Below are 24,004 nucleotides of genomic sequence, written 5' to 3' on the forward strand. Positions count from 1 at the left end.
CCGCATTGCGAATATGTTGTGTTGATGACTAAATCTAGTCGCCAAATCAATGTCGTGCAGGCAGTATTGCAGGGGGAACGCACGGCGGTCAAGAGCGACCGCCCGACGCGAAGAGAGGGCGGATGCCGATGGATGCCGTGACCGCGACGCCCTCGCTGCGACGTCACAGCCTCGACGCCGTGCTGCGCCACGCCTGGCAGGTCGACGCCTTCACCGCCAGCGACGTGATCGCCGCGATCGGGGTGACCCGCTCCACCGCCATCGACGTGCTTGACGAGCTGACCGCGCGGCGCCTGCTCGCGGAGATGCCCAACGCGCGCGCCGTCGGCGAGTACTCCAAGGGGCGCCCCGCGCGCCGCTTCGCCTTCCGGCCCGAGGCGGGCGTCGTGGTGGGGGTCGACGCGGGACGCGGGCATCTGACGGCCACGGTGGCCGACCTGCGCGGCGAGACGCTCGCGACCTCGCGCCTGACGGTCGACCCCGAGCGCGATTCGCCCGAACGGCGCCGACGCGCGGCGGAGGCGACCGTGGAGGCGACCCTGAAACGCGCACGACGCGATCGCTCCGAGATCGTCGCGCTGTGCGCGGGGGTTCCCGCCCCGGTCGACCGCGAGGGCCGCTCCCCCGTGCACCACGACCGCTTCTGGGAACGGATGAACCCCGGCTTCATCGACACCTTCCAGAGCTGGTCGCCCGTGGTGCGGGTCGAGAACGACGCGACCCTGGCCGCGGTGGCCGAGCACGCGCGCGGGGCGGCCGCCGATTGCGACGACTTCGTCGCCCTCTTGGCCGGTGAACGCTTCGGCGCCGGGATCTGCCTCGACGGGCACCTCCTGCGCGGAAAGCACGGCGGCGCGGGAGAGACCGTAGCCTTCGACCGCGTCGAGGGCGTCGGCAGCGCCGAGGGGCTCGCGCCCCGCTGCGTCGAGGCGGCGCGGGCGGCACTGCGCTCCGGCTCGCTGCCCGCGCAGAGCGCCCTGCACGACATCGACCCCGCGGCGATCGACGCCAAGAGCGTGCTCGACCTCGCGGCATCCGGAGATCCAGGAGCCCTCGCCGTCGCTCGCGAGGTGGGGGGCGCCCTGGCGGGCGTCGTGGGCATCTTCGGGAGCCTGTTCGACGTGGATCGCGTGATCGTCTCCGGCGCCATCGCCGCGGGCGCGGCCCCCATCATCACGGCCGCCATCGACGCCCTCCCGCGCGCGCTCGACCTCCCCGCCCCCGCGATCGTCGCCTCGACCCTCGGCGCCGACATCGTCTCGATCGGCGCGGTCGCCGCCGCCGTCGACGCCGCACGCGATCACGCCCTCGACCTGCCGGTCTTCTCCCTCCCGGACGACCGCGCGCGAGCGTGACCCCCGGCATCCGCCCCCACAACCCCCCGCGTCGCCGCGGCGACGGAGGGATAGCGTCGAACTGCGCCGGCGCCGACCCGCCGGGCCGAGGAGAATCCATGCCCGCGTGGCCCGAACACGTCATCTGGTGGCACGTCTACCCGCTGGGATTCGTCGGTGCGCCGATCCGTGACGGCGTGGATCCGGATGCCGACCCGGTGCACCGTCTCGACCGCCTCGACCCGTGGCTCGACCACGTCATCGAGCTGGGGCTCAACGGTCTGCTCCTGGGCCCGGTGTTCGCGTCGGAGACACACGGCTACGACACCGTCGACCACCTCCGCATCGACCCACGACTCGGCGACACCGCTGATCTCGACCGACTCGTCTCCGCGGCGCGTGGGCGTGGCATCCGGGTCCTTCTCGACGGCGTCTTCAACCACGTCGGGCGGGGGCACCCGGCGTTCCGCGACCTGCGGGAGGACGGGCCGAGCCTGTTCCGGGGGCGGTGGGTCGACGGGCGCTTCGAGCCCGAGGTCTTCGAGGGGCACGACGCCCTCGTCGCGCTGGATCACGCGTCTGCCGACGTCGTCGATCTCGTGGTGGAGGTCATGTGTCACTGGCTCGACCACGGGATCGACGGATGGAGACTGGATGCCGCGTACGCGGTGCCGTCGTCGTTCTGGGCCCAGGTGCTTCCGCGGGTGCGCGAGCGCTTCCCCGACGCATGGTTCCTGGGCGAGGTCATCCACGGCGACGGTCCGCAGATCGTGCGGGAATCGACTATCGACTCGCTGACGCAGTACGAGCTGTGGCAGGGGATCTGGCACGGCATCTCCGACGGCAACCTCTTCGAGCTCAGCCATGCCGTCGAGCGGCATGACGAGTTGCTGTCGACCTACGCCCCGCAGACCTTCGTCGGCAACCACGATGTCAGCCGTATCGCCTCGGCGGTGGGCGCGGATCTCGTGCCGCACGCCCTCGCGGTGCTGTTCACCGTCGCGGGAACGCCCTCGGTGTACGCCGGCGACGAGTTCGGGTGGACCGGGGTGAAAGAGGAGCGGCTCGGCGGCGACGATGCGGTGCGCCCGGAGTTCCCCGCGCGCCCCGACGAGGTCGACCCCGACGAGGGCATCCTGCGGGTGCACCGGGAACTGATCGCGCTGCGGCGCCGCAAACCATGGCTCTGGCGCGCGCACACCGACGTGATCGAGGTGACGAACACGGCGATCGCTCTGCGCACGGCCGTGGGAGACGACGCCGTGGTGGTGGCGCTGAACATCGGCGACGAGCCCGTATCGCTGCCGGTCGCCGACGGACGGCAGCTGGTCACGGGCGAGGGCGCGCCGGCGGACGGCCGGATCGAGCTGGGACCGCGAGGGTGGGCGGTACTGGAGGCCTGAGCGCGGCGCGCTGATCCTCGCGCCCGGGCCGCGGCGCGAGGTCCCTGGACCCGCGCACCGAGGTCCCTGAGCCTGTCGAAGGGACCGGGCTCCGCAGCACGCCCGGTGACGTCGACACGCTCAGCCACCTCTACCCCGCGCTGTGTCGAAGAATCGTGCCGCCTGCGCGAGTCAGCCCCCGGCGCGGAAGCGGTGCTCGGGGCGACCGGTGGTGCCGTAGCGCAGACTCACCTGCACGAGGCCCCTCTCGGCGAGGGCGGTCAAGTGGCGTTGCGCCGTCGCGCGCGAGACGCCGATGCGCTCGGCCACCTCGGTCGCCGAGGCCTCGTCAGCGCCGAGGGCGGCGAGCACGGTCTGCTCGGTCGCGGATCGGGCGAGAGAGGCACCCTCGCGCTCCCCGCGCATGACCGAGGCTGCGCGGTCGATGTCGTCCTGCGACAGGGGCCGCGGGCTCGCGAGGAGGTTGCGGTACCGCGCGTACCGGTCGAGGCGTTCCGCCAGCACCCGCGTGTCGAAGGGCTTCACGAGGAAGGCGAGGGCCCCGGCGGTGAACGCCCGGCGCACGGTCGCGGCATCCGTCGCCGCCGACAGGACGAACGCGTCGACGCCGGCCGAGCGCACCAACTCGATGCCGTCGCCGTCGGGGAGGTAGACGTCGGCCAGCAGCAGGTCGGGAGCGTGCGCGGCGAGCGCGGCGCGGGCCTCGCCGACGGTGCGCGCGGGCTCGAGCGCGACGAACCCCGGGCGCGCGGTCACGGCGTCGCGGTGCAGTCCCGCGACCCGGAAGTCATCGTCGACGACGAGGACGCGGATGTCTGTCATTCGGTTTCTCCTCGGGTCACGCCGGGCAGTCTCGCGGCCACGACGGCGCCGTGACCGTCGCCTCCCGGGTCGACGACCCAGACGTCGCCGCCGCGCCGACGGGCGAACTCGCGCGACAGGGGGAGGCCGATGCCGAGTCCGTGCACCGCGGAAGGGTCGTCGCTCCGCTCTCGCGGGAGGAAGGCGGCCTCGGGGTCGGCGATACCCGCCCCCGTGTCGCCGACCGTGAGCACGACGGCATCCCCGTCGCCGAGCACCGCCACCTCGACCTCTCGGGGTGCCGGCGCCGCCGCTGCCGCCGTCACGGCGTTGTCGACGAGGTTGCCGAGGACGGCCACGACGTCCTCGACCTCGTCGATCGGAGTGCGCAGGAACGTCTCGTCGGCGACGCGCAGCACCACGCCGCGCTCGCGGGCCGAGAGGGCCTTCGCCCCCAGGAACGACTGCAGCATCGCATCGCCCACGAGGTCGATCCCGGGCACCGCCCAGTCGACCGAGCCCCGGTCGACGAGATCGGCGAGGAAGGCGCGCGCCTCGCCCGCGCGCCCCGCGTCGAGCAGGCCCACCGCCGCGTGCAGCCGGTTGGCGTTCTCGTGCCGTTGCACGCGCAGGGCATCGCTCATCGCGCGGACGCTGTCGAGCCGCCCCGACAGGGCCATGACGTCGGTGCGATCGCGCAGCGTCGCCACGCGGCCGAAGGAGCGGGCCCCGCGCCGCACCGGTCGCACGTCGATGAACACGACGCGGTCGCCCAGGGGGAGCCCGCTCGAGGCCCCGGTGCCCGACAGAGCCGCGGCGACCGCCGGGGGCAGTCCGAGATCGCGCACCGGCCGACCCACGGCATCCCTCACTCCGAAAAGCCGTTCGGCGGCGGCCGTGCACACGCGCACGACGCCGGCGTCATCGAGGGCGACGACCCCCTCATCGGCGCTTTCGAGAACGGCGGTCTGGGTCTGGACGAGCGAGACGAGTTCTTCGGGCTGCACGCCGAGAGTGAGCCGCTCGAGGCGGCGACGCATGAACAGGGCGACCACGGCGCCGATCGCCACGGCGAGCGCCACGGCGACGGCGATCCCGCCGATCAGGGCCGGGAGGTCGTCGAAGACGCTCGCCCGCTCGAAGCCCACGCTCACCTCCCCCACCGGGGATCCCCCGCCGGGCGCGTAGACCGGCACCTTTGCGCGGGCGGACTCGCCGAGCGTTCCCGTCTCCCACGTGACCACCTCTCGCCCCGCGAGCGCGTCCGCGAAGCTCGTGCTCACCACCTCGCCGAGGCGGTCGGGATCGGGGTGGGCGAGACGGATGCCGTGATCGTCGGTGATCACGACGAACAGGCCCTCCGTGCGGGTAGTGACGTCGGTGGCGTACCGCTGCAGCAGGCCGTCGCGCAAGCCCGCGGCATCCGGGGTCCCGGGATCGGCGGAGTAGGTCTCGACGAGGTCGCGCACCTCGGGGGCTTCGGCGACGGACCGGGCGATGTTCAGCGCCGAGGAATCGGCCTCGGCCTTCAGCTGCTGCACGCCGAGCCAGGCGAAGACGGCGGTGCACACGGCGACGACGGCCACCTGCGTGGCGACCTGCACGACCAGCATGCGCGTGGCGAACCGCATCCGCACCTCCCGCCTCGACTCTCGTGCGCGAAATGCGCAGAACACACGGTACGCGCATAACCGTCCGCAATGCGAGCAAGCACGCGCCGGGAGGCTCGTCGTGCGTAACCTCGCCGGATCGAGTGCGAGAGCCGCGCCCGTCACGACGAAGGAGTCGCGATGACCCCCCTGATCCTTGCGGCGGACGCCGCCGAGTACCCGGTGGCCTATACGCCCGCCGATGGGGTGCTCGTGGCCCTGGGCTTCCTCATGGTCCTGTCGTTCATGGCCCTGATCATGACCCGACGCCTGACCCCGATGGTCGCTCTCATCGTCGTCCCCACCGTCTTCGGTCTCATCGCCGGGGCGGGTCTCGGCCTCGGCGACATGGTGATCGACGCGATCAGCAAGATGGCGCCCACCGCGGCACTGCTGATGTTCGCGATCATGTACTTCGGCATCATGATCGACGTCGGCCTTTTCGACCCGCTGATCCGCGTGATCACGCGCGTGCTGGGGAACGACCCGGCCAAGATCGTGCTGGGCACGGCCATCCTCGCCGGGGCGGTCTCGCTCGACGGCGACGGCTCGACGACCTTCATCATCACCACCTCGGCGATGCTGCCCCTGTACCTGCGTCTGGGTATGAGTCCCGTCGTGCTCACCTGCGTCGCGGGACTGATGAACGGCACGATGAACATCGTCCCGTGGGGTGGGCCGACAGTCCGCGCCGCGACCGCCCTGGGCCTGCAGCCCACCGACGTCTTCGTGCCGATGATCCCCTCACTGCTGGCCGGCCTGGTCGTCTCGCTCGCTTTCGCCTGGTTCCTCGGGCTGTCCGAGCGCAAGCGTCTCGCCGGCACCGTCGACACCACCAGGATCGACGAGCCCGGCGGCTTCGGCCGACTCGGCGCCCCGAAGATCTTCCGCGGTGCCGAATCCAAGCCCGGCGCGGTCGCCTCTCTGCGCACCGGCAACATCGTCACCGTCCGCGGCGGTCGCGACGCCGTCGCCGCCGCGCAACTGGTCGACACCGCCGACACCGCCATGGCCGACACCATGCTCGACCCGAACCGCGCGACGCTGCGCCCGAAGCTCATCTGGTTCAACCTGGCCCTGACGGCCGCGGTCATGGTGCTGCTGGTCATGGACCTGTTCCCGCTGGCCTTCGTCTTCATGGTCGGCGCCGCGATCGCCCTCATCGTGAACTTCCCCAAGCTCCGCGCGCAGGCCGACGAGATCGTCGCTCACGCGCCCTCGATCGTCGGCGTCGTGTCGATGGTGCTGGCGGCCGGCGTCCTGGTCGGCGTCCTCAACGGCACCGGCATGGTCACGGCGATGGCCTCGTGGATCACCGAGGTCATCCCCTCGTCGATGGGCCCGTTCCTCGCCGTCATCACCGGGGTGCTGTCGATCCCGTTCACGTTCTTCATGTCGAACGATGCGTTCTACTTCGGCATCCTGCCCGTGCTCGCCGAGAGTGCGGCGAACTACGGCATCGCCCCGGTCGAGATGGCCCGCGCCTCGATCACCGGGCAGCCGGTGCACCTGCAGAGCCCGCTGGTGCCCGCGATCCTGCTGCTCGTCTCGCTCGCCGGCGTCAACCTCGGCGACCACCACAAGAAGGTGCTGTGGCGCGCCACGATCGTCTCACTGGTGATGCTCGCCGTGGGCGTTCTCGTGGGCGCGGTGCCGCTGCTGCGCTGACGCGACCTCGAAAGAACATGACCCCGGATGCCATGGCATCCGGGGTCTTGTCGTTCACCGTCCCGACGACGGAATCAGAGCGCGACGCACGGCCTCGAAGATCTCGGGGTGCGCGGCGTTGCGGACGAACAGCGGGACGCGGTCGGCAGGAGTCTCGACCTCGACCTCTCCCCCGCCGAGGTGCACGGCGCCGGTCCACAGGTCGGTCCAGCCTGCGCCCTCGGGCAGCAGGACGCGGCGGGTGCGCGCACCGGCCTCGAGAACGGGGGCCACGAGCAGGTCGGAGCCGAGCAGGTACTGGTCCTTCACGGTCCACGAGCGCTCGTCGGCGGGGAACTCGTGGAACAGCCCGCGCAGCACGGGCTGCCCGTCCCGGTGCGCATCGCGCATCACCTCTCGCAGGTACGGTCGCAACGCCTCCCGCGCGAACAGGTACCGCTCCAGGATCGGCGTGACCTGGTCGCCGAAGCTCCAGACCTCGTTCGGTCCGCCGCTCGGGGACCGCCGCGAGCCGTCGGCGGCGTGCACCGGGGTCGTCGGCAGGCGGTCGCCGTGCAGGCGCATCACCGGGCTGAACGCGCCGAATTGGAACCAGCGCACCAAGAGCTCGCGGAACCCCTCGTCGTCGGGATCGCCGTGGTGGAAGCCGCCGATGTCGGTGGTGAACCACGGGATACCCGCCACCCCCATGTGGATCCCGGCGGTGATCTGCGCCCGCAACGCAGCGAAGGTCGAGGCGATGTCGCCCGACCAGACGAGGGCGCCGTAGCGCTGAGACCCCGCCCAGGCGGCGCGCAGGAGGTTCACGACCTCGGTCTCGTCGTCTGCCCACTGTCCCTCGGCGAAAGCGCGAGCGTAGTGCTGGGGGTAGAGGTTTGCCACCTGCGGCACCGGACCGGCGTGATACCGGTAGTTGTCGTAGTCGTAGAGACCAAACTCGGGCTCCGCTTCGTCGAGCCAGAAGGTGCGGATGCCGTGGCGCGCATAGTTGTCGCGGCATTTCTGCCACACGAAGTCGCGGGCGCGGGGGTTGGTGGCGTCGAGGAACGCGCTCGGCCCCTCGAACGACATCTGCACGTCGAGCCCGCGCTCGGCGCGCACGAGCAGGTTCTCTTTCTTCATGAGCGCGTAGTTCTCGCTCTCGAGCGACACCTGCGGCCACACCGAGACCATGAGCTCGACGCCGAGCTCGTCGAGCTCGCGCACCATCGCCGCCGGATCCGGCCAGAACTCCTGCTCGAAGCGGAAGTCCCCCATCCTCGGCCAGTGGAAGAAGTCCGCGACGATGACGTCGAGGGGAAGACCGCGGCGCGCGTGCTCGCGCGCCACCGACAGCAGCTCCTCCTGCGAGGAGTACCGGAGCTTGCACTGCCAGAACCCCAGCCCGCGCTCCGGCATCATCGGCGCGTGCCCCGTGGCATCCGCGTAGGCCCGGGCGATCTCGCGCGGGGTCTGGCCGGCGGTCACCCAGTAGTCGAGCTGCTCGGTCGACTCGGCCTCCCACCGGGTGCCGTTGGTCGCGAACGTCGCGCGCCCGATCGCGGGGTTGTGCCAGAGGAAGCCGTAGCCACGACTCGACATGACGAACGGCACGCTCGACTGCGAGTTGCGGTGGGCGAGCTCGAGGGAGCTGCCCTTCAGATCCAGCACGTCCTGCTGGTACTGCCCCATGCCGTACAGGTGCTCGTCCGCGGCGGTGTCGAACGACGCCGTGAGCCTGACGTCGCCTCCCGCGATGGGGCGATGCTCGCGCGCGACGAGCGCCAACGAGCCTCCCGCATCCCTCTCGGCGAAGAGCAGGCGCCCCGAGGCGTCGAAGAAGGCGAGGTGGCAGAAGTTGCGGTGGTATCCGGTCTGCAGCTGGATGCCGCTGCGCGAGGTCGCGACCACGCGCAGCCGCCCGTTGCTCAGCGTCGCCCGTTCCCCCTCGATCTCGATCGTCGCGGACACGGGATCGGCGGCCAGGAGCGCCCAGTCGTTATCGAGCACGTCGTGCATGAGACGCGCGCGCACGCGCACGCTGTCTCGCCCCCACGGCTCGACCACCACGGTCTCGCCATCGCCCCGCCACACGAGGCGGTCCCCCTCGATGGAGAAGTGCTCGGTGACGGTGCTCACGCCCGGGCCTCGATACCCTCGGCCTCCTCGGCTCGGCGCCGCTCCACGTGATCGTGGGCGAAGACGAGGTACACGCTCGCGGTCCAGGTGTAGGCCCGATCGCGCAGCCCCTCACCGGTGAGGGCGTCGAAGTTCTCGGCGAACCCGGACCGCTCGCACAGGGCCCGGAACCTCTCGCTGATCGTGTCGGCGAGGCCGATCCGGCCCCCGCGGCGGAGCCCCTCCTCGATCAGCATCGTCGAGGGGGCCCAGATGGGGCCCCTCCAGTAGCCGTCGCTCTCGTACTCCGCGGTGTCGACGAGCTGGGTCGCCGGCCCCCATTCGGTGAGATGCGCCTCGATTCCGGCGGCCAGGGCGTCGACGACGTCGCCCGGAAGACGCGGGGAGGCCAGCACCGGCAGCAGGGTGAGCAGGCTGGTGCGCTTGCTGCGGGTGCGGCTCAGGGCGCCGACGGCGAAGAAGCCGTCCTCGTCGCGCAGCTCGGCCAGCAGCGCCCGCTCGACCCGGTCGCGCTCGTCGCGCCAGTGGGCGCCCTCGTCGAGCCCGAGCTCGTCGGCGAGATCTGCCACGACGTCGAGCTGGACTGCGAGAAAAGCGGCGAGGTCGGGCGCCTCGACGACACGGTCGTGGTCGAAGGCGGTGGAGTTGTCCCAGCCGCTGTCGTTGCCGTGCTGGTAATAGGGCAGCGAGCGACCCGGGGCCGTCCGGGAGTCCAGCCAGAACCGCGACCAGCGCGCGAGCCGCGCGTACACCGCTTCGAGCTCCGCCCGGTCGAGGGGACGGGGCAGCCGCTCACGGAGGCGCGTCAGCGCCCACCCGTGGATCGGGGGCTTGACGAAGTTGTAGAGCACCTCGGAGTGGGTGATCGAGTCGGGCAGGGCACCCGCGGCATCCTGGTGGTCGAACGGGGCGTGGAACTGGTCGAGGGCGAGCTCCGGCGCACCGGGCGCGAGGGCCAGGGCGTTGAAGGTGTGGTCCCAGCTCCAGACCTTGTCCATCCAGTGCTTCGACATGAGCACCGACTCGCGAGTGACGAAGCCGGCGGGGACGACGGTCGCCGACCACAGCACGTAGGCGGCGAGCGCCGCGGCGGGTGTGTCCTCGCTCCGCCAGCCCGCCACTGCCTCGAGATACTCCTCGAACTCCTCGACGACCCGCCGCTGCACCTCGGCGAAGGTCTCGAGAGAGGTGAACACCGGGGCCGCGCTCTCGATCTGCTCGATCGCGACCTCCCAACCGGCCACGCCGCCCACGGTGATCGAGCGGGCGTTCTGCCCGAGGGCTTCCTCCCCCTCTGCCGCCGCGGTCCCCGACAGCACGGTCACCCGGTAGCGCCTCCCCGTCTCGTACGAGGTGAAGACCCACGATCGGTCGCGGGGCTCTCGGAAGAAGTACGAGCCGCTGAAGGGGGTGAGCTCCTCTGCCGCGTCCGCCAGGACGAGGTCGACCCCCGTACCCGCCAGCCGCACCACGTCGTTCGACTCGAACACCGCCGAGGCCACGACCTCGCCCTCGACCAGCCACGACAGAGCCGAGGGGTCTGCCACGGTCTCGGCATCCACGAAGGAACCGTCCCGGCTCAGCGTCAGACGCAGCACCGCGTGCATGCCGGTGAGGTGGGAGACCAGATGGATGTCGCGCACGCGGCGGTGCAGCCCGATCACGGGAGACAGGTTCATCCACGAACCGCGACGGCTGAAGGGGATTTCGCGCACGTCGAACGACGGCAGAGAAGAGAGGGACACGAGAGGCCTTTCAGGGGTCAGTCTTTGACCGCGCCGGCGGTCACACCGGCCGCCACGTAGCGCTGGGCGAGGATCAGCAGGACGGCGGCGGGAATGGATGCCACGACGGCGGTCGCCATGATGGCGTTCCACTCCTGGTTGTTGTTGCCGATGTACCGGTAGATGCCGATCGTGATCGGCTGGAGCTTGCCGCCGCTGTTCAGCGTCGAGGCGAAGATGAAGTCGGACCACGACCACAGGAACGCGAACAGCGAGACCGTGACGATCGAGTTGCGGCTGACCGGGAGGACGATCGACCGGAACGTGCGCCAGGTGCCCGCCCCGTCGATGCGGGCGGCGGCGAGGAGCTCATCGGGGATACCCCGCATGAAGGCGGTGAAGATCAGCACCCCGAAGGGCACCGCCAGGGTGGAGTCGGCGAGGATCAGCCCGGGCACCGTGTTGAGGATCCCGGCATTGAGGTAGATGCCGTAGAACCCCATCGCCATGATGATCCCGGGGATCATCTGCGCGATGAGCAACGCGAAGCTGAGCACGTTGCCTCCCCGGGGACGGAGCTTGGCTAGGGCGTAGGCCGCCGGTGCCGACAGCACCAGCGTCAGCACCACGGTGCCGACACCGATCACGAAGCTGGTGCCGAGGTAGGGCAACTGGTCGGAGAGCACCCTCTGGTATCCCTCGAAGGTAGGGGCGAGGGGGAACAGATCCGGCGGCGACTTGCGCATATCGCCCTGGGGGGTGAGCGAGACGTTGATCATCCAGTAGATCGGGAACAGCATGATCCCGGTCAGGATCACACCCACGAGGGTGATCCACCACGGTCGACGCTTCATCAGACCTCCAGACGGCGCTGGGCGCGGATGTAGATCAGCCCGAAGACCAGGGCGATCACGATGAGAAGGTTGCCGACGGCCGCCGCGGGGCTGAGGTCGGGCAGGGCCGACCCGAAGCCGAGCCGGTACGACCAGATCGCGAAGGTGGTGGAGCTGGAGCCCGGGCCCCCTCGCGTCATGATCCAGATGATGTCGAACACCTTGAGCGTGTAGACCAGCCCCAGCAGGATCGTGATCGCCGAGACGGGGCGCAGCAGCGGGAAGGTGATGCGCCAGAACTTCTGCCACGCGTTCGCCCCGTCGATGGATGCCGCTTCGTAGATGTCGGTCGAGATGTTCTGCAGGCCGCTGTAGAGGATGACGAGATTGAACGGCACCCCGATCCAGATGTTCGCGATCAGCACGGACACCAGTGCCCACTGCGGGGAGGTGAGCCAGTTCACCGGATCGATGCCCACCGCGCCGAGCGCGGCATTGACCACTCCGGAGTCCGAGTTGAGCATCCACGACCACGCGGAGGCCGAGACCAGCAGCGGCAGCAGCCACGGCACGAGGAACAGCGCGCGCAGCGTGGCCGACAGCGGGAAACGTTGGAAGAAGAACACGGCCAGCGCCATGCCGATCGTGTACTGGAACGCGATGGAGACGAGCGTGAAGGTGGCCGCGTTCGCCAGCGCGGGCCAGAACGTGGCGTCTTGGAAGACGGCGACGTAGTTGGCGAACCAGACGAAGGGGGCGTTGCCGTCGATGAACGAGCGGACGGTGTAGTCGCGCAGGCTCAGGTCGAGGTTGCGATAGAGCGGATAGGCGTAGAAGACGACCAGATAGATGACGACGGGGGCGAGGAACGCCCACGCCGTCCACTGGCCCCGGCGCCGCGGGCGGCCGCCGGGGGCGGGGAGGACGGCGGACCGCGCCGCCGCCCTCCCGGCGTCGCCGGTGCCCGTCGAGGCAGTGATCTGCGTCGCGGTCATGTCGGCGTACCCCTTTCGATGGATGGGATTACTTGGACGAGGCGGCCTGCTGGGCGGCCTTCAGGGCGTCCTGCGGCGACTGCGCGCCGGTGAGGGAGTTCTGCACCGCGGTCCAGAGCTGCTCGGAGATGATCGGGTACTTCACACCGAGGTTGTCTCCGGTGCGGGCCTTGGCCGCGCCGACGGCTTCGACCCAGGGCTCGAGCGAGGGGTCCTTCGCCAGCTGCTCCTTCTGCGCCTCGGGCGTGGCCGCGATGTAGTTGAGCGTGTTGTCGGTGCCGACCACGTTCGCCGTGCTGGTGAGGCACTCGACGATCTTGGCCGAGGTGGCGTAACGGGCCGAGTCCTTCTGGACAGGCAGGGTGAGGAACTCACCGCCGGTGGGAGCGGGGGCTGCGCCGCCCTTGGCCGACGGGATCGGGATGACCTGGTAACCGGCCTTCGCCGCTCCCGCCTTCTGCCAGGTGCCGTTCTCGGCGAAGCCGAAGTCGCCGGTCTCGAATTCCTGCCAGCTGGTGGTCTGGGTGTTGTTGATGACCGAGTTCGGCGCCCAGCCCTTCTTGACCCAGTCGGTCCACAGCTGCACGGCGGAGACCGCTTGCGAGGAGTCGAGCTGCGTCAGGTCCGCACCCGCACCCCAGAACCACGGCAGGAACTGAAAACTGCCCTCTTCCGTGCCGATACCCGAGAAGGTGATGCCCTTCTTGCCGGATGCCACGACCTTCTCGATCGCGCTGTTGAGGCTCGACCAATCCTTGATGGAGGAGGGATCGACGCCGGCGGCGCTGAGGACGGTGGGGTTGTAGTACAGGGCGAGGGTGTTCGCCCCGATCGGGACGCCGTACGTCTTCCCGTCGATGGCCGACGCACCGAGGATGTTCTCGGCGACGTCGCCGACCTGCAGTCCGTTCTCGTCGGTTGCGGTGACGATGCCCGCCTCGACCAGCGTCGAGACCGCGGGGTTGTCGATGAGGAGGATGTCCGGAGAGTCGCCCTGCTGGCCTGCGAGAAGCGCCTTGCTGGTCAGATCGCTCGTGTCGAAGCCGGTGCGCTCGACGGTGACTCCGGCGTCGGCCGCGCACTTGTCGATGACCTTGGCCCAGTCCGAGGTGGCGTCGTACTGCGGGTACGGGTCCCAGAAGGTGTAGCTGCCGCCGGAGTCTCCGGATCCGCCGGAGCCTCCGCTGGAGCAACCGGCCAGGACACCGACGGCGACGGCGCCGATGGCGAGCGCTCCGAGAGCGCGGGTACGGGTGATTGTCGTGCTCACTTGCGATTTCCTCTCTGAAATGTGACTACGTTGTCGTTCAAGCGACGCGTTGAACCGGTTCGACGAGGGACCGACGGAACGGGGCGCGTCTTCCGCCCCGTCAGGCGGTGCTCCCCCGGTCGGTCAGCTCGGGCTCGATGAACCCGACGACGGGGGGCCCGTAGTCGGGGTCGGCGATGCGCCGGACCAGGTGCTGGACCGCCTTGCGTCCCAGACCGTCGGGGGAGGTCTCGACTGCCGTGTACGGCAGCAGGAAGGTGCGCCCGAAGTCTCTCGAGTAGAGGCTGACGACGGACAGGTCTCGGGGAACCACGGTGCCGCGCTCGCGCAGCACCCCGGGGAGCGCGGCGATCGAGGCATCGTTGTGCACGATGAGCGCCGTGGCGTCGGTTCGGGTGTCGAGGATCGCGTTGAGACTGCGCTCGATCGCGGGCTGCTGCGACTCGCCGTAGTGGGCATGGATACGGATCCCGTAGCGCGCGGCCCGCTCGAGGGCGGCATCGCGGAACCGCCATGCGTAGGCGCCACCGCGCTCGAAGACGTGCCGCGGGGGCGAGACGAGCACGATGTCGTGATGGCCGAGCCCGTAGAGGTGATCGACGGTGAGGCGCGCGGCCTCACCGAAGTCGAGGTCGAAGACGTCGAGCCCCTCCGTGTCGCGCGGCAGACCGACGAGCGCGCCGGGCTGGCGCGCCTGGCGGAGCGCGTCGAGGCGAGGATCGTCGTGCGTGACGTCGAGGAGCACGACGCCGTCGACCATGTTCGACGACGTGATGCGACGGATCGCCCCCGGACCGTCGCCATCGGTGACCATGAGGATGTCGTATCCGAGCTCGCGCGCCGCATCGGACACCGCCAAGATGTACTGCAGCATGGCCGGCGGGAACTCGTCCTCGTGGAATTGCAGTAGCAGCCCGAGGACCATGGTCTGCGAGGTGGCGAGAGCTCGCGCCCCCGCGTTCACGGTGAAGCCGAGCTCGGAGATGGCGGCATCGATGCGCTCCCGCGTCTCGCGCGAGATGGGACGGTTGCCCGAGAGCGCGTACGAGACCGTGCTGCGTGAGACGCCCGCAGCTTTGGCCACGTCACCGATGGTGGTCATCTCTGCACCCCCTTCATCATCGAACCGGTTCGACTAGTGTAGCGCCGTAATCGGACCACAGCAAACAGTTTTGCAGTCGAACGCGGGGTATTTCACCCGCCTTCAGGTCACCGCCGCGGGTGCCCGCGCACGACGCGAGGACGCCCCGGGGCTCGGGTCCCCGGGGCGTCCTGCGATCGAGCCGTCAGCTGCTCGCACGTTCCGTTCGGCGGGCGATGAGCGCGGCACCCGCGGCGAGAGCCGCAGCCCCGACGAGCAGACCGCCGAAGCCGACGAAGGTGGAGCCCGTCATGGCGAGCGATCCGGAGGCCGAGACGCCGGCGCCCGAGGGCGCCGCTCCCCCCGACGACGCCCCGCCACCGGTCCCACCGGAGCCGGTACCACCCGTTCCGCCCCCGCCCGAGCCGCCGGCGCTCGCGGCGGTCACCGCGAGAGACGTGGTCGCCGAGCGCTGCGAGATCGCCCCCGTCGCGATGAGCCGGTGGTCGCCGACGGGCGCCGATACGGGCACCGTCAAGGTCGCCGACACGGCACCCGCGGCATCCGCCGACGCCTCACCGAGCACGATCGGGTCGGAGTGCAGGACGAACTCGACCTTCTCTCCCGGGGTGAAGCCCGTGCCCGACGCGGTCACCGTCGCTCCCTGAGCGACCGAGGAGGCCCCCGCCGAGAGGGTCGGGGCCGAAGACGTATCGGGGTGGAGGGCCGTGAACGTCATCCGATCGAGGTTCGGCGCCCACTGGGAGCGCAGCCCCAGGGTCGGGTACCGCTCGGAGATGTAGGTGACGCCGTTGAAGTCCGGCTGCTCCTCCGATGCGAAGCGGATCGAGTTCTCCCCGGCCTGCAACTGCACCTCGACCGTCAGATCCCAGAACTGGTTGGCGTTGTAGCTCTGCGGGAACAGCACCTTCTGCACCGGGCCGCCGTTGACGGTGATGTCGGCGCGACGGGCCACGGGATCGGGGTTGTAGTGCGAGGACGGCGACTGCTCCTCGTTCGAGTAGCGCAGGGTCATCGCGTAGGTCCCCGCCTGGGCGACCGTCACCTTCTGGGTGAGGCTGTTGCCGTTGCCGGGGGCGCCGCCGATGCCGACGACCGCCTTGCCGCCGCTTGCGAGCGAGAGGTCCTGAACCTTCGCCGAGCCCGCGAGGGTTCCGGCCTCCGCCTCGATGGTCTGCGAGGCCAGCTCGTTCTTCGAGGCCCGCACCGCCACGCGGTCCAGGGCAAGGGTCCCGGACGACCCGACGACCTCCACCTTGTTGATACCGCCGACGAGGAAGGCCGGGATCACCGCGGTGTCGGACACCGTACCGAGGTCCACACCGTTGACGCGCAGGGTCGCGGTGCCGCCTCCGAGGGTCTTCACCTCGAGGGACTTCTCGGAGTCGTCGGCGTTGTAGACCCAGAACGTGACCGATTCGCCGCTCGCGACGGGCACGTACCCCGATCCCGAGACGCCCGCCTTGTCGTACGCGGCCGCGGCGCCGTGCAGGACGGCGTTCTCGGCCTCGTAGATGGGCGTGTACCCGGGGTTGGGCTGGGTCAGGTCGATCTTGTCGATGATCGCCGTACCGACGGTCTGCTTGGTCCCGTCGAGACTCTTCGCCGCGATGGTGATGGTGTTCTTGCCTGCCTGCAGGTCGACCGTCGTGTCACTGTGATTCCAGACGACCCACTTGTATCCGAGCTCCGCGTAGATCTCCTGTTCGGCGCCGCCGTTCACGGTCACGAACATGTTCACCGGCCCCTGCGCGAGGTTGAGCTGGTCCTTGTTGTACGCGCTGGCGAGAACACTGAGGTCGTAGGAGCCGGCGGCGGGCACGTCGACGTCGAAGGAGATCTGCAGATTCGATCCGCCGCGGATCCCCCCAACGTCCTTCGTCCCCGAGGTGTAGAAGCCGCCCACGTTGCTCGGCGTGCCTTCGGGACCGTTGATCTCGGGGGTTGCTCCGCTGAAGCGGGCGTCCTCCGCCTCGTAGACGCCACGCCACGACACCGGCGACTGCGCCGGGCTCGAGGCGTTCTGGCCCGGGGTGACGATGATCTCGTACGCCGAGTCGGTGCCCAGCTGCGGAAGGCCGCCCTGACCGAACCGGAGGCCGAGCGAGCCGTTCGTCACGGGGGCGTCGAACTCGGCGACCGTCTGCGGCTCGCCCGAGTCGCCGATCTGACCGGTCCAGCGGATGTCGCGCACCTGGACGCGAGCGGTCCCCGACAGGTAGTCGGGCAGACGGTCGAAGTAGACGTTCTGATCGCCGGAGCTGCCGCCGAGGAGGGCATGCACCTTCTTGTCGGCGTCGTCCACGGTGGCCACCCCCTGCAGCGTGTAGCTCTCTCCGGGACGCGGCGGGTGCACGGTGACCGTGTCGCCGGTCATGTTGCCGTAGGCGTTGAGCAACCACCACTGGCCGTTGCCGCGGTTGGACTGGACGGCCGAGTCGCTGAGGTTGCCGTCGATGTTCCAATAGGCGATGTCCGCGTCGATCTTGGAGTCCTCGATCGCGGAGATCCACTGGATCATCTGCGCGGGAACCGACGTGTGGTAGTTGAACGCGTACTCGTTGACGTTGATCGGCAGGTGCTGACCGGCCCACTTCGTGCCGGCGAACAGCTCGTCTTCCCATCCGCGGTACTTCGCGACGGAGTCGCGGATCGTGGCGGGGTTGCTCAGCTCGTGCCAGGTGAACGCCTGCGGAACCGTGTCGTTGGCGATCGCGTGCTGCAGGAACCCGTAGTCCTGGTCGAACAGCACACTCGTGTTCGGCCCACCGATGCGCGCATCGGGCATCTTGCTCTTGATGAGCCGATAGGCGCGATCCCACGCGCTGAAGAAGCGGTCGGGGTTGTCGAGCCAGCTCTGGCCCCAGAACGACTGAGCGCCGTTGCCGTACATATTGCCCTCGGGCTCGTTGAAGGGCACGAAGACGATGCGCTTGCGGTACTGCTCGGGCAGTTGCAGCACCTGGTCGACCTGCGCGCCGATCGAATCGAGGTACCAGGCCTCCTTCGCTGCGCCGTCGTCGCCGGGCACCTCGTACGGGAAGCCGCGGTTGATGTCGGTCATGTAGATGTAGACGTCACCGTTGGAGGAGTCGGCGAGCGGCTTGACCACCTCGAGCGCGTCGGCGCCGGGGTGCTGGGGGCCGTCCTGGGCCTTGGTGGAGACGGTGCGCAGCTGGATGCCGTCGATGAGGTTGTTCGAGGGCAGACCGGGACCGTACAGGCCGTAGAGCGTTCCCGACGCGCCGCCCATGAATGCGCCGGTGCGATCCCCGACGTCGATCGAGAACTCGTCGGGCGTCGTGACCCGGACGGTGGCCGTGACCGCGGTGTCGGTCCCGTCCACCGTACCGGTGACGACGAAGACGCCGCGCTGAGCGTAGGAGGATGCCGGGACCTGGGCCCAGGTGACGGGAGCGAGCCGCTGCTGGCCGTCGTCGAACTCGGCCTTCACCCCGGGGAGGTCGGGGGCTTTACCCACGTCGGTCTGCACGTCGACGCTCGTCTGCAGCACCTTGGTGGGCTTCGGTGCCGCGGTGCTGGCGAGCGCGCGTACCTGGGCCGCCGAGAGAGCGGTGTCGTAGACCTGGAAGTCGTCGATCGCCCCGGCGAAGAAGGGGTGGACCCCGGTCCAGAAGGGCTGACCGATGAAGCCCGAGTCGGGCGAAGACGCGTCGAAGAGAGCGGTCGACACATCGGCTCCGACCCGGGTGCGGCTTACCTCGAGGCCGTCGAGGTAGTACACGAGCGCCTCGGAGTCGATGGTCGTGGTCACCAGGTGCCACTCGCCGGATGGCAGGGCCGTCGATCCGGAAGCTCCCACCTCGCCCTGTGCAGTGGGTTTGATGCTCGAGCGCGCCTTGTCGTCGCCCTGGAAGCGAGGGGTGTAGAAGGCGGCGTTGTCCTTGTCTTTGCCGAGCGTGTACAGCCACTGGAAGGCGTCACCGCCATCCCACTTGACCCACGTCGAGATCGTGGTCGAGGTGAGCCCCTGGAACAGTCCCGAGGGCACCGTGATGAACGGCGCCGTGCTCGATCCGGCTGCGCCGCCGGAGAGATGCAGAGCCTTGCCTCCCGCCGGACCGTCGACCAGCTGCGCCGAGCCCGGGTTGGTCAGCACGCCGTCGCGTCCCTTGCCCGATTCGTCCTTCACGGTCGAGGAGACGGCGGTCTCTGCGTCGAATTCGTAGTCGAGGATGACATGGCTGCCGGAATCGGCGGCGGGTGCCGCCTGAGCGACCTGGGGGTGGGCGGGGGAACCGATGGCAAGGGCGGCGACGGCCAGCCCTGCCGTGACGGTCGCGATGGGCGCGCGTACGGCACGCCGTCGAGTCGGCCTCATGGAAACTCTTCTCTCGTCGTCGAGGGGATCACCGTTTCATCTGTCGAACCGGTTCGACACACACGGTAGATCGGTATCGCCACACGGTCAAGAGGGGATTCGCCGCTGTCGTAGCCGTCGCCCGCGACGGGTGCTCTCGGACCGCACTCCCGCACGCGCCGCCCGGCGTCAGCGAAACACGAGAAGGGGCCCGGATGTCGCGGCATCCGGACCCCTTCTCGTCGCCCCTCTCGGGTGCTTACGACACCGTGCGCCGCGGTCGACGCATTGCCCAGACCGACGCTCCCCCGACCAGGAGGAAGACCGCGAGCAGCGATGCGCCCAACGGACCCTGCGCGCCGGTCGCGGCGAGCTGACCCCGCGGGACGACCGTGATCGGCACTCGCTGGATCACCGAGCCGTCCGCCGCGAACACCACGATCGAGTGCGCGCCCGCCTCGAGGTCCGCGGGGATGCGAACGTCGAAGCTGACCCGGCCCGCCGCATCGGCGACGGGGATCCCGGCGATGCGGATCGGCGTGCTGCGCAGCTCGGCGGTGATCTGCTCGCCGGCTCCGAGGCCCGTGACCGTGACCCGTACCGTGCCACCGCGCTCGACCGTCGACGCCGATACCGAGACCGAGGGGGCCGCCGGAGCTGTCGTCGGTGAGGCGGTCGGCTGGGCCGTGGGCGTACCGGTCGGAGGCGGCGTGGGAGACGGGCTCGCCGTGGGCGGGCCGCTCGGCGACGGGCTCGGCTCGGGGTTCGACTCGGTGGGGACCTCGCGCGCAGCAACGCTGGTCAGCGTCGGCTTCACGGTCTGGAACAGCCCATCGGCACCGATCGGGACCCGGTCGATCGTCGTCTCGCGGTTGGTTCCGCCCCCTCCGGGGATCGCGAAGCGGTGGTACGCGATGTACCACTCGTCGGTTCCCGGCACGTTGATGATCGAGCTGTGCGCAGGTCCGAGGATCCCCTGCGAGGGGTCCTTCTGCAGCAGGATGCCGCGGTAGGTCCACGGTCCGTCGATGCTCGTCGACGTGGCGTAGCCGACGCGGTAGTCGGGCGACCCGGTGTCGTCGATCGAGTACGTCAGATGGTAGGTGCCGTCCCGGAAGTTCATGAAGAGCCCCTCGCGGAAGTCGGGCAGGCCGCTGATCGGCTTGATCGTTCCCGCCTTGATGCTCTTCATGTCGTCGGACAGCTCTCCGTAGACCGGCCGGCCGTTGCCCCAGAACAGGTAGAACTTGCCCGTCTGGGGGTCCTTGAACGCCGCGGGGTCGATCGCCTGACCGCTGTTGACGCTCTCGGCGTTGGTGATCATCGGCCGCGACTCCGCGGTGAACGGCCCCTCGGGGCTGTCTGCCACGGCGACGCCGATCTCCTTGCGGTTGTCGGTGGGCTCGTGACCGCTGAAGTAGAAGTAGTACTTCCCGCCCTTCTCGATGATCGTCGGAGCCCACGCGTTGCCGGTGGCCCACGGGACATTGCCCGCGGCGCCGTCGAGGGTCAGGAACGGCTTGTCCGAACGCGTCCAGTCCACGAGGTTCTTGGACTTCCAGACGTAGAAGGTGTTGCCGCCCCAGCCAGGGGTACCGTCGGTCGTCGCGTAGATGTAGTACGTGTCACCGAACACCGCGATGTTCGGATCGGCGTACAGCCCCGGCAGGACCGGGCTCTTCATCTCGACGGCCGTCAGCGTCCACGCCGTGTCGGCCTGGCCGGACGTCTTGAGCGTGACCGTCACCGGCGAGCTGAGGTTGCGCAGCGTCCCCGACGCCGGGGTCGCGGTCGTTCCCGTCGCGGTGGCGAAGGTCGGGCGCAGCGTGGTCAGGTCGGTGCCGGGCTTGACCGGGAACGTCACCGTCCGGGTGTCGGCGTCGACCATCGGCGCGACCTTCAGCACGCTGGAGTCTTGAAGGCTCACCGCCCCGAGGATCGATCCGTTGCCCGACTGCGCGACGATCTCGTCGGCCGACAGCGCGCGGTTGTAGAGCGCGAACTCGCGCACCCGGCCGCGGAGCAGGTTGTCGGCGTTGTAGACCGACTTCCCGATGTAGTTGGCGAGGGTACGACCGCCGCCGATATCGCCGGGGCGCACCGTGACGTTGGTGTTCTCGGCGACCTGCTGGCCGTCGAGGTAGAGACGTGCCGTCGAGCCGCTGAGAGTGTAGGTCACGTTCACCCACCGGTCGCGCGGCAGAGCCGACGCCGATTGCGCGTTCTGCTCCCGCGACCAGTTGCCCGTCGTGAGCGCTCCGCGGAGCTGGTTGTCGCCCGTCGCGAACAGATAACCGTTGCCGGTGCCGTCCTGAGCGGTGTTGCCGAACGCGTACAGGAAGTACGGGTTCTTCTGCGCCGCGTCGACGCGCATCTCCGCCTGGACCGTGATGTCGGTCGTCCCCGCCAGCACGTTGTCGGGGAGATCGACGTAGTCGTCTGTCCCGTCGAAGGTGAGGGCGGCGTCATCCCAGACGGCATTCCCCTTGATCTGCGCATCGCGCCCCGCACCGGAGCGGTCGTGCAGGGTCGAGCCGGAGCCGTCGGTGAAGTCGTAGCGCAGGAGCTCGCCCTTCTCGTTGGCCGCGAGCGGCTGCGGAAGGTTCGCACGGAGCGCCGTGAGCTCGGCCTGGGTGACGGGCATGACGGTGCCGTGCCGCGGGCTGCCGGGCAGACGGTACGACGCCGGGACCTGCCAGTCCGGGTTGGCGATGTCGGTGGTCGCGAGCGGGATGTAGCCGCGTCCGCCGTACTCGTCGACGAACAGGTAGTACTTGTCGCCGTTGACGTCGCCGGGGTTCGACTTGAAGATGCTCGGCCCCTCGACGGCGCCGGTACCCGCGTTCTTGCCGATGCACGAGGTGACGGGCTTCCACTGGTCGAGCGGTGCCGTCAGCACCGACGAGCTCTCCTGGATGATGTCGCTGCAGCCGGTGGTGCCCGCGCCCTCATCCTTCGTGAAGCGCTGGTAGACCCCGTCGGCCTTGATGACGGTGGAGTCGATCCGCGACATACCGCCCTGCCAGACCTTGGTGTCGCTGAAGGTGACGAAGTCGCGGGTGGTGGCGTACAGCATGCTGTTGGCGACGTTCGAGGTGTGGTTCGGGTCGCTCTCGGGGTAGAGCTTCGACGCCCAGAAGACGACGTACTCACCCAGCGATTCATCCCAGTACGCCTCGGGCGCCCACGTGTTCCCCGCCGTGTCCGGCGAGACCTTGACGTGGCGCTGGGGGCTCCAGGTGATGAGGTCGTGCGACTCCCACACCTCGAGGTACTTCGACCCCGTGCGCTGCGCGCGATCCCAGTTTCCGTCGCGGCCGATCGAGAGGTCGGTGGCGATCAGGTAAAACGTGTCGCCCTCCGGAGAGCGGATGAGGAACGGATCGCGCAGGCCCTTCTCGCCGAACGTCGAGGTGAGCGTCGGCTGCCCGTTGTTGAGCTCGGTCCAGGACAGGGCGTTGTTTCCGTTGCTGGCGGCGAAGTAGATGTTCTCGCCCGCGACGGAGTTGCCCGTGAAGTACGCGAACGTGTACCCCTCGAACGGCCCGATCTGCGCCGCCTTACGGACGGTCGCGGAGAAGTCGCGCGTCTGGGTGACGGCGTTCTTCGTGACGGATGCCGTGAGCGCCACGGTCGTGTCGGCCGCGGGGCGCGTGACGACGCCGTCGGCGGTGACGATCTTCGCATCCGAGGTCGTCCAGGTGACCGGGAGCCCCTGCGACGACCCGGGGAGGGTGAGGTTGCCGCGGACGTCGTCGACGTTCGTCACCGTCAGTGCGCTGAGCGCAGACTGCACCGCCGTGCTGTCCTCGGGCGTCTTCACGAGGGCTTTGACCTCGGTGGCGGAGAGGGCGCGGTCGTAGATACGGAAGTCGCGGAGGCTTCCGGCCAGGCGCTTGTCGGGGGTGTAGGTGGAGCGACCGAGGTAGTTCGCGGTCGTGGCACCGCCGCCGATCATGCTCGGGAGCGTGGTGGTGTTGGTGTTCTCGGCGATCTGCACGCCGTCGATGTACATACGCGACGTCTTCGACCCCGCATCGAGCGTGTACGTCAGCGTCTTCCAGACGCCGCGCTCGAGGGCATCGGTGCTCTCGGCCTTCTGCTCGGTCTCCCAGTTACCCAGGGCGATTCCCGTGCGCGCCGGGTTGCCCGTGGCGAAGAGGTAGCCGTTGCCGTACCACTCCTTGGTATTGCCGAGGCCCCAGATGAAGTAATTGCCGCTCTGCTCGGGCCGCACGATGACGTCGGTGCTGACCGTGATCGAATCGAGCCCCTCGAGGATGCCATCGGGCAGCTTGATGTCATCGTCGTCGCCGTCGAGACGGACGCCGTCGGCGCCCGTGAGCGTCGGCCCGCCCTCGAAGGCGGCGTCGCGTCCGTTGCCGGATGCGTCGCGGGCGACGGTGCCGGTGGTCTCGTCGAGGGGGTATGCCACCACGAGGCTCGCGTCGGCGGCGACCGCGCCGGCCATGGCGGGGACGGTGAGGGGTGCCGCGACCAGGGCGGCGATGACCGGGACGGCGAGCGTCCAACGGGAACGGCGGCGCGGGGTCGCCAATCGATCGTGAGGGGTCACGGGGGGTCCTCTCGGGGTGCGTCATTGCAGGAACCGTCGTCTTCGACGGCCCTTCGCATGTTAGCGCTCACACCACGCGATGACCAGCATGGTTACGTCAACAGCCTCACCCGCCGGCCGTGGGAGCGATGTCACGGCCTCGCGTTTCGCGGCCGAGACCTCCCTCTGGCCCATCGATCGCTCGAGCATCCGCGCCCGCGGGACGCGTCG

The 24,004-nt window shown here is 69.6% G+C and carries 13 protein-coding genes; 3 read left to right on the plus strand and 10 right to left on the minus strand.

Going from position 1 to position 24,004, the window contains the following annotated elements:
* The first annotated feature begins 122 nt into the window (after window positions 1–122).
* Together OVA17_RS03585 and OVA17_RS03590 are read left to right on the plus strand one after the other, a co-directional pair.
* Window positions 123–1,355 carry an ROK family protein gene (locus OVA17_RS03585; RefSeq protein WP_246078337.1) on the plus strand — a complete coding sequence of 411 codons (1,233 nt, stop codon included), beginning with the start codon at window positions 123–125 and terminating at the stop codon, window positions 1,353–1,355.
* Window positions 1,356–1,453: 98 nt separating this feature from the next.
* Window positions 1,454–2,737, plus strand: a complete 1,284-nt coding sequence (locus OVA17_RS03590) for an alpha-amylase family glycosyl hydrolase (RefSeq protein ID WP_267788230.1) — start codon at window positions 1,454–1,456, stop codon at window positions 2,735–2,737.
* 171 nt (window positions 2,738–2,908) lie between these two features.
* Here the strand turns inward: OVA17_RS03590 and OVA17_RS03595 are convergent, their stop codons facing one another.
* On the minus strand, window positions 2,909–3,559 hold the full coding sequence (locus tag OVA17_RS03595; protein ID WP_103208498.1) for a response regulator: 651 nt from the start codon (window positions 3,557–3,559) through the stop codon (window positions 2,909–2,911).
* On the minus strand, window positions 3,556–5,169 hold the full coding sequence (locus OVA17_RS03600; RefSeq protein ID WP_267788234.1) for a sensor histidine kinase: 1,614 nt from the start codon (window positions 5,167–5,169) through the stop codon (window positions 3,556–3,558). The genes OVA17_RS03595 and OVA17_RS03600 overlap by 4 nt, the downstream gene beginning before the upstream one ends.
* 159 nt (window positions 5,170–5,328) lie before the next feature.
* On the opposite strand from OVA17_RS03600, the gene OVA17_RS03605 reads away from it, so the two are divergent.
* Entirely contained in the window at window positions 5,329–6,855 is a 1,527-nt protein-coding gene (locus OVA17_RS03605) for a CitMHS family transporter (RefSeq protein ID WP_267788235.1), read from the plus strand.
* 54 nt (window positions 6,856–6,909) lie between these two features.
* Here the strand turns inward: OVA17_RS03605 and OVA17_RS03610 are convergent, their stop codons facing one another.
* The 8 genes from OVA17_RS03610 to OVA17_RS03645 form a co-directional block, all read right to left on the minus strand.
* Entirely contained in the window at window positions 6,910–8,973 is a 2,064-nt protein-coding gene (locus tag OVA17_RS03610; protein WP_267788236.1) for a TIM-barrel domain-containing protein, read from the minus strand.
* Window positions 8,970–10,718 carry an amylo-alpha-1,6-glucosidase gene (locus OVA17_RS03615; protein ID WP_267788238.1) on the minus strand — a complete coding sequence of 583 codons (1,749 nt, stop codon included), beginning with the start codon at window positions 10,716–10,718 and terminating at the stop codon, window positions 8,970–8,972. The genes OVA17_RS03610 and OVA17_RS03615 overlap by 4 nt, the downstream gene beginning before the upstream one ends.
* Before the next feature lie 17 nt (window positions 10,719–10,735).
* Window positions 10,736–11,551 (minus strand): carbohydrate ABC transporter permease, encoded by an 816-nt coding sequence (locus OVA17_RS03620; protein WP_210076926.1) that lies wholly within the window; start codon window positions 11,549–11,551, stop codon window positions 10,736–10,738.
* Complete coding sequence (locus OVA17_RS03625) at window positions 11,551–12,525, minus strand: carbohydrate ABC transporter permease (protein ID WP_267788241.1); 975 nt, start codon at window positions 12,523–12,525, stop codon at window positions 11,551–11,553. Before OVA17_RS03625 ends, OVA17_RS03620 begins: the two co-directional genes overlap by 1 nt.
* Before the next feature lie 28 nt (window positions 12,526–12,553).
* Window positions 12,554–13,795, minus strand: a complete 1,242-nt coding sequence (locus tag OVA17_RS03630) for a sugar ABC transporter substrate-binding protein (protein ID WP_267788242.1) — start codon at window positions 13,793–13,795, stop codon at window positions 12,554–12,556.
* Between the two features lie 100 nt (window positions 13,796–13,895).
* Entirely contained in the window at window positions 13,896–14,897 is a 1,002-nt protein-coding gene (locus OVA17_RS03635; protein ID WP_210076923.1) for a LacI family DNA-binding transcriptional regulator, read from the minus strand.
* Window positions 14,898–15,081: 184 nt separating this feature from the next.
* The gene (locus OVA17_RS03640) at window positions 15,082–19,239 is read right to left on the minus strand and encodes a LamG-like jellyroll fold domain-containing protein (protein WP_267788244.1); all 4,158 of its coding nucleotides are present in this window, start codon (window positions 19,237–19,239) and stop codon (window positions 15,082–15,084) included.
* Window positions 19,240–19,477: 238 nt separating this feature from the next.
* On the minus strand, window positions 19,478–23,794 hold the full coding sequence (locus OVA17_RS03645; protein WP_267788246.1) for a family 43 glycosylhydrolase: 4,317 nt from the start codon (window positions 23,792–23,794) through the stop codon (window positions 19,478–19,480).
* Window positions 23,795–24,004: the final 210 nt, after the last annotated feature.

This window comes from Microbacterium sp. SL75 (genome assembly GCF_026625865.1).
GTDB lineage: Bacteria > Actinomycetota > Actinomycetes > Actinomycetales > Microbacteriaceae > Microbacterium.

Coding starts and splice junctions, on each gene's coding strand:
- OVA17_RS03625 (WP_267788241.1), bottom strand. CDS start 12,525: ATGACCGCGACGCAGATCACTGCCTCGACGGGCACCGGCGACGCCGGG.
- OVA17_RS03640 (WP_267788244.1), bottom strand. CDS start 19,239: ATGAGGCCGACTCGACGGCGTGCCGTACGCGCGCCCATCGCGACCGTC.
- OVA17_RS03585 (WP_246078337.1), top strand. CDS start 123: ATGCCGATGGATGCCGTGACCGCGACGCCCTCGCTGCGACGTCACAGC.
- OVA17_RS03635 (WP_210076923.1), bottom strand. CDS start 14,897: ATGACCACCATCGGTGACGTGGCCAAAGCTGCGGGCGTCTCACGCAGC.
- OVA17_RS03600 (WP_267788234.1), bottom strand. CDS start 5,169: ATGCGGTTCGCCACGCGCATGCTGGTCGTGCAGGTCGCCACGCAGGTG.
- OVA17_RS03620 (WP_210076926.1), bottom strand. CDS start 11,551: ATGAAGCGTCGACCGTGGTGGATCACCCTCGTGGGTGTGATCCTGACC.
- OVA17_RS03590 (WP_267788230.1), top strand. CDS start 1,454: ATGCCCGCGTGGCCCGAACACGTCATCTGGTGGCACGTCTACCCGCTG.
- OVA17_RS03595 (WP_103208498.1), bottom strand. CDS start 3,559: ATGACAGACATCCGCGTCCTCGTCGTCGACGATGACTTCCGGGTCGCG.
- OVA17_RS03605 (WP_267788235.1), top strand. CDS start 5,329: ATGACCCCCCTGATCCTTGCGGCGGACGCCGCCGAGTACCCGGTGGCC.